This is a genomic window from Arthrobacter sp. 7Tela_A1, assembly GCF_049311065.1.
GTDB lineage: Bacteria > Actinomycetota > Actinomycetes > Actinomycetales > Micrococcaceae > Arthrobacter_B.
In genome coordinates this window covers 26,881-33,270 of record NZ_JAXIOO010000035.1, presented here as the reverse complement: position 1 = coordinate 33,270, position 6,390 = coordinate 26,881, and the positions used below count along the sequence as shown (strand labels likewise).

Annotated in this window: 6 protein-coding genes and 1 pseudogene; 3 read left to right on the top strand and 4 right to left on the bottom strand. The window is 64.4% G+C overall.

Annotated features, from left to right (window positions below; translation table 11 throughout):
* Positions 1 to 471 (bottom strand): annotated as a pseudogene (locus TVB01_RS13415) (chromosome partitioning protein); the annotation flags it as partial.
* Complete coding sequence (locus tag TVB01_RS13410) at positions 468 to 1,115, bottom strand: SAF domain-containing protein (protein ID WP_422456405.1); 648 nt, start codon at positions 1,113 to 1,115, stop codon at positions 468 to 470. The gene TVB01_RS13410 and the pseudogene TVB01_RS13415, both read right to left, overlap by 4 nt.
* Before the next feature lie 182 nt (positions 1,116 to 1,297).
* Here TVB01_RS13410 and TVB01_RS13405 point away from each other — a divergent pair, with 182 nt between their 5' ends.
* Positions 1,298 to 1,528, top strand: a complete 231-nt coding sequence (locus TVB01_RS13405) for a helix-turn-helix domain-containing protein (protein ID WP_422456406.1) — start codon at positions 1,298 to 1,300, stop codon at positions 1,526 to 1,528.
* A 41-nt stretch (positions 1,529 to 1,569) separates the two neighbouring features.
* On the opposite strand, the gene TVB01_RS13400 is transcribed toward TVB01_RS13405, so the two are convergent.
* On the bottom strand, positions 1,570 to 2,121 hold the full coding sequence (locus TVB01_RS13400; RefSeq protein ID WP_422456404.1) for a hypothetical protein: 552 nt from the start codon (positions 2,119 to 2,121) through the stop codon (positions 1,570 to 1,572).
* Between the two features lie 167 nt (positions 2,122 to 2,288).
* Here TVB01_RS13400 and TVB01_RS13395 point away from each other — a divergent pair, with 167 nt between their 5' ends.
* A complete protein-coding gene (locus tag TVB01_RS13395) occupies positions 2,289 to 3,041 on the top strand; it encodes a LysM peptidoglycan-binding domain-containing protein (protein ID WP_422456403.1) in 753 nt (250 codons plus the stop codon).
* 24 nt (positions 3,042 to 3,065) lie between these two features.
* Positions 3,066 to 3,629: an Rv3235 family protein gene (locus tag TVB01_RS13390; protein ID WP_422456402.1), complete on the top strand. Its 564-nt coding sequence runs from the start codon at positions 3,066 to 3,068 to the stop codon at positions 3,627 to 3,629.
* A gap of 2 nt (positions 3,630 to 3,631) precedes the next feature.
* On the opposite strand, the gene secA is transcribed toward TVB01_RS13390, so the two are convergent.
* Positions 3,632 to 6,388: a preprotein translocase subunit SecA gene (gene secA, locus TVB01_RS13385; protein ID WP_422456401.1), complete on the bottom strand. Its 2,757-nt coding sequence runs from the start codon at positions 6,386 to 6,388 to the stop codon at positions 3,632 to 3,634.
* Between the last annotated feature and the right edge of the window lie 2 nt (positions 6,389 to 6,390).

Sequence of the window (6,390 nt, the reverse complement as noted above, 5' to 3'; positions counted from 1 at the left end):
CCTCCGGTCCCGGAGTGCCTCCCCTCCCCCGCCTGACGGGCTTTCCGCCAAGGTCCACTGCCGGAAAGGCTGTCCTGGGTCGGCCAGCGACGAAGCGCTCGAAGGCAGGCCGGTCCGTGATTCCAGCTCCGACACCGCTGAGGCAACCAGTTCCGCGAACGACGCTGAATCGAGCGTTCCGGACGCATGCCGGATCCCCAGCGCGTCCAGCCTTTCCTGGGTTTCGACGTCGTCCGCGAGGACAATCAGTGCGACTCCCGCGGCAGACAGGCGTTCGGCGAGGCTGGCCGTCAGTTCAACTGCGTCGTCATCCACAATGGCTGCCCGGGCCATGCCGCTTTGGCACGCGGCAATGAGTTCAGCCAGTTCACCGCACCGCCTGATGACCGTCACCGGGCCCTGCAGGCGTTCCAGCCCCTGAACCAGCTCAGCTGTTCCGCTGCCTGAAGTCACCACCGGAATCGAACTCATCGGAGTGACGGATTCGGGACGACGGCGATTTTGGCCTGGTTCGACAGGGCTCCGAGAAGTGCGGGAAGGTCCGAATCTTCCACCAGCACGAGCAGCCGCGTGGCGTCCGGGCCGGCAATGACGGATTCCGCTACAGCGATTTCGGAGATTTCCGCTGCCTCGAGAAGCTTTCGCGGTTCGCTGAAACCGTTCCGGCCGTCGGGCAGCGACGCCCACACATCCACCCTGTCTCCCGACCGGATTCCGCTGGGCAGCGGCGTCTCAACGTCGAGCCCCAGCGGCTTGCGGTCCAGCTGGTCTGACGTGGCCAGGTCCGCCCTCACCAACAGCTCGCCGCTGCGGATCAGCGCGCCGGCAACTGCGCCGTCGGGGATCTTCTCGCCGGCAGGCATATAGGCCCCTTCGAGGGTGCCCAGACGTACCGGCACTACGTCAAAGTCCTCCGAGTCGAGGGCTGTGCCAACGGGAAGGTCCCTGGCCGCCACGAGAACGTTCGTGGACTTTTCCGCACCCGCCACCAGCGCAGTTACTCCCGCCACGGATGCCAGCACCAGCAGTATCCCCACCAGCAGCCGGGGGTCCTTCCACGATGGCTTCTTGAGGCGCTGGGCAGGCGCCTGCGGCACCGCGGTCTTGAGACTCATCTTTCCCCCTGAACGTTTCCCCCGGACTCCCTGCGGAGTGTTGCAGGACATTGTGACGCGGAATGTGCAGGATGGAAACGGGTGGGGGCCCTAATTTGTGGATAACTTCCGCACGGCGGCCGTTGTGCTGGCAGACTTGGCCAGAGCCGCACGGAGCGAGAACGGAAATGAGGGAAGGCACCATGGTGGAGAAGAGGTTCCTCACGCTCGCCGACGTTGGCGAGGTCCTGAACATTTCTTCGTCCCAGACGTATGCGCTGGTGCGTTCCGGGGAACTTCCGGCCATCCAGGTTGGTGGCCGCGGCCAGTGGAGGGTCGAATCGGCAAAACTCGAGGAATACATTGCCGGCGCCTATCGGAAGGCGGCCGAGGCACGGGCCGCCCTGCCGCAGGACGAAGCTGCGGACGTCTAGCGCAGCGGCATCCGACCCCGGCTGAGCGTTCTGGGGAACGGTCAGCGGGTGGAACTGATGACCGCAACAGCCCGGAACGGGACGACCGCTGCCGAGGCAACGTTCTCCCGCCGGCGTGCGGTGCCGGGCTCCAGCACGGCGAATTCCAGGAAGTCCAGCCCGACCCTGTCGATGCTGCCGTGCAGGCTGGCTGCGGGCGCTCCGCGGAGCTGCAGGCGCACCGGGTAGCGGTCCCGCGCCACTCCCCTCAAGGCCGACGAGAGCTTCAGCTGGACGAGTCCTTCCTCCGCAGCCGCAAACCGGCCCATTCCCTCGACCAGCCGCACTGCCTGCAGCGGAACCAGGTGCGATGTTGACGAGGACTTCAGCAGGAACCAGCCAGCGCCTACCTGCCTGAGTTCACCCCAAAGAGGTTCCTCAACCCCGTCGACGTAAACCTTGAGCGGCCCGCCATGCTGGCCCCGCAACCGAGCGGTGAAGCCGATGGACGCTGACTCCCCTCGCTGACGTTCCGCTATCTCAGCTTCCAGCCCGGCCTGTCCGGCTGCGGCCAGCTGTGCCTCCAGGTCAGCAAACAGTGACTCCCATCTCATCGGCAAAGGCTAACCGCCAAATTTCTCCTTGGCCACTCTGGACAGCATTGCCATCTGTGTGTAGTAAAGGACATCACCAGCCAACAAATCGCATCAAACGACACCAAATTTCATCAAGTAGCCGATATCTGATCGGCCATCCGCACGTTACCTCGAAAGGCCAGAACATGCGCCGGCTTCTGGAAGACCTGTTACAAGCAGCTGCTGCGGCGGCAGCAGGCCTGCTGCTGGTCTGGTCCGGCGCCAGGCTTTCGGGGCGCGCGGGCACCTTTGACATTCTCCGGGCCAGCTCGCTGACAGAGCTTCAGTCGCTTGCCGCCCTGGCTGCCAGCGCGGCGGGCATCCTCGTGTTGGCGTGGTGGACCGTCGGGTTGACGGCCGGGCTCATCTCAGCGCTGCTGCTGCGGTTCGGCAAACACCGCGCAGCCCGCACTGTTGGACGGTTCAGTCCTGAATTCCTCCGCCGGTTGGCGGCAGCGGTTCTTGGCCTGCAGGTTGCCGCCGTCCCGATGACGGCGTTGGCAGCCCCTCCACCGGGCCCTGCTGGTGCTCCTGCCGCGGCTGCGGCTGCGTGGGGCGGGAATTCGGCGATCGATCCACTCTGGCAGCCGGTGCAGTCACCCGACGGCGTGGACCCGTTTGACCCGCACTGGAAATCGGCGCCGGAAACCGTACCGGGTCCGCTGCTGATTCCACCTTCTGTCCGTTTGCAGGCTCCGGCGTATCAGGAGGTAACGGTCATGGCCGGAGACACCCTGTGGGCGCTGGCCGCCGCACAGCTTGGCCCCTCTGCCACAGACACCGAGATCGCTTCGCACTGGCCGGCGTGGTTCGAGCTGAACCGTGGCGTCATAGGCGCAAACCCCCATGTCCTCCAGCCCGGACAGGTCCTGGCCGTTCCGCCGCTCCAAGCGGACTAAACCCTATCGAAAAGGAGCACGCTGATGACGATCCTCATTGTTCTTCCAGCTCCAGGCGAGGTAAATGCACAGGGCCGCGGATTGCTGGCGCGGGCCAGCGGCGAACCTCTGCCCGTGCCCCGTACACCGGTCTTCTCCACCGTTCCCGGGAACGCACCCCCGGTCGTGCCCCAGCAACGTCCGGTTCAGGTACGTGCAGTGCCTCCGGATCCGCTGCCGCCTGGCGCAAACTGGTCCAGTCCGCCGCAGGATGACGCGCGCATGGAGGCGATCGCGCGGTCTGTCACTGTAGGTGCCCTGGAAGTGCTCGCAGGTGTGCGTCCACTGCAGCAGATGTCGCGCTGGCTGGACCTGGACGAATTTGAACGGCTGCAGATGCGGACAAACCTGGAGCGGGGACGCGCCGCAGCCAGCGGAGCCAGGGCACGCCGCAATGTCCGGATCCTGCGTGTCAGGGTCTGTCCCGTCGCGGAAGGGATCTACGAAGTAGCCGTTGTCGCAGCCGAAACGTCCACAGTCCGCGCGGCGGCTCTCCGGCTGGAGCTGCGGCGCGGACTGTGGAAGGTCACGGCTTTGGAGATCGGCTGAGCCTACTTGCGCCGCTTCTTCTTGGAGGAAGCGCGCACGTCCCGGCGTGAGCCAGGCTCGGCCGGTGAACCCGACCCTGACTGCTTGGCGGGGGTGGTGCGCTCAACCCTGGTTTCGACCTGACCCTGGCTGTTCGGGGCGGAGAACTGCAGGCTGGCGGGCCGTTCGGGCGCTTCGAGGCCGGCAGCCTTGATGATGGGAGTGCCCAGGGCGCCGCGTGCGTCCTTGATGCCTGCGAGGGCTTCCGGAACGGCAGGCTCGGAGACCTGGACCTCAACGTTGAACAGGTACCGGATGCTCTCCTCGCGGATAGCCTCCATCATGGTCTGGAACATGACGAAGCCTTCGCGCTGGTACTCAACCAGGGGATCGCGCTGAGCCATTGCCCGCAGGCCGATGCCCTCCTTGAGGTAGTCCATCTCGTAGAGGTGTTCCTGCCATTTCCGGCCGATCACCGAGAGCACTACCCGGCGCTCGAGTTCGCGCATCGCAGCAGAGCCAATGGCATCCTCACGGGCCTGGTAGGCCAGCCGGGCATCAGACAGGATTTCGTTCAGCAGGAAGTCCCGGGTGAGCTGGGCCCTTCCACCGGCTTCGTCGATGACTTCGTCGACAGTCAGGCTCACCGGGTAGACGATCTTGAGGTTCTTCCAGAGGGTTTCCAGATCCCAGTCGTCCCCGTGGCCCTCCGCCGTCGCATCGTTGACGATCGCGCCGATGACGTCTTCCAGGAAGAAACCGACCTTCTCGTGCAGGTCGTCTCCTTCAAGGATGCGGCGGCGGTCTCCGTAGATGGCCTCGCGCTGGCGGTTCAGGACGTCGTCGTACTTCAGGACGTTTTTGCGCTGTTCCGCGTTCCGGCCTTCAACCTGGCCCTGCGCGTTCTGGATTGCCTTCGAGACGAGCTTCGATTCGAGCGCGACGTCGTCCGGCATCGAGGAACTGTTCATGATGCGTTCAGCGGCACCTGAGTTAAACAGGCGCATGAGGTCATCCGTGAGGGAGAGGTAGAAACGGGATTCGCCCGGATCGCCCTGGCGACCGGAACGTCCACGCAGCTGGTTGTCGATGCGCCGGGATTCGTGGCGTTCGGTGCCCAGGACGTACAGGCCGCCGAGGGCACGCACTTCATCGTGTTCCGCAGCGACCGCGGACTGTGCCTTCTCGAGGGCAGCAGGCCAGGCCGCTTCATAGGCCTCCGGGTTCTCGGCCGGATCCAGTCCGCGGCTGTTCAGGTCGGCTACGGCGTTGAATTCCGCGTTGCCGCCGAGCATGATGTCGGTGCCGCGGCCAGCCATGTTGGTGGCTACGGTGACCGCTCCCTTGCGGCCGGCCTGGGCCACGATGGCAGCTTCACGGGCGTGGTTCTTTGCATTCAGGACCTCGTGCCGGATGCCTGCCTTGGCCAGCTGCTTCGAGAGGTATTCGCTCTTTTCCACGCTGGTGGTGCCCACCAGCACGGGCTGCCCGGAGGCATGGCGTTCGGCAATGTCCTTGACGACGGCGTCGAACTTGGCGACCTCGTTCTTGTAAATGAGGTCGGGCTGGTCAAGCCGTGCCATGGGCTTGTTGGTCGGGATGGGCACGACGCCGAGTTTGTACGTGCTCATGAACTCGGCCGCTTCGGTTTCGGCGGTGCCGGTCATGCCGGAGAGCTTTTCGTACAGGCGGAAGTAGTTCTGCAGGGTGACCGTGGCGAGGGTCTGGTTCTCGGCCTTGATCTGCACGCCTTCTTTGGCCTCGATGGCCTGGTGCATGCCTTCGTTGTAGCGGCGTCCGGAGAGGATGCGCCCGGTGTGCTCGTCAACGATGAGGATCTCGCCGTTGAGGATGACGTAGTCCTTGTCCCGCTTGAACAGCTCCTTGGCCTTGATGGCGTTGTTCAGGAAACCGATCAGCGGCGTGTTCGCAGCCTCATAGAGGTTGCTGATACCCAGATAGTCCTCGACCTTCTCGATACCGGATTCCAGGACGCCGACGGTGCGCTTCTTTTCGTCGACTTCGTAGTCCTGGTCCAGGCTCAGCCGCTGGACCACCTTGGCAAACTCCGTATACCAGCGGTTTACGTCGCCGCTCGCGGCACCGGAGATGATCAGCGGGGTGCGCGCCTCGTCAATAAGGATGGAGTCGACTTCATCAACGATGGCGTAGTGGTGGCCGCGCTGGACAAGTTCCGAAGCGCTCCAGGCCATGTTGTCGCGCAGGTAGTCGAAGCCGAACTCGTTGTTCGTGCCGTAGGTGATGTCTGCGGCGTACTGCTCACGGCGGGTGGCCGGATCCTGGTTCGAGACAATGCAGCCTGTGCTCATGCCCAGGAAGCGGAAGACACGGCCCATGAGCTCGGACTGATACTGGGCCAGGTAGTCGTTCACGGTGACGACGTGGACGCCGCGGCCGGTCAGTGCGTTCAGGAAAGCGGGTGCGGTGGCGACGAGGGTCTTGCCTTCACCGGTCTTCATTTCTGCGATGTTTCCCAGGTGAAGAGCCGCGCCGCCCATCAGCTGCACATCAAAGTGACGCATCCCCAGGGTCCGGCCTGCCGCCTCACGGACCATCGCAAAGGCCTCTGGGAGAAGATCATCCAGCGATTCGCCGTCGGCGTGGCGCTCCTTGAGGCTGTCTGTTTCGGCGCGCAGCTCAGCGTCAGACAGGGCCTTGTACTCGTCCTCGAGCACGTTGATCGCGTCGGCGTAGTTACGCAGTGTTTTCAGCGTCTTCTTGTCGCCGGTGCGAAGAACTCGTTCGAGAAGTGATGCCACTG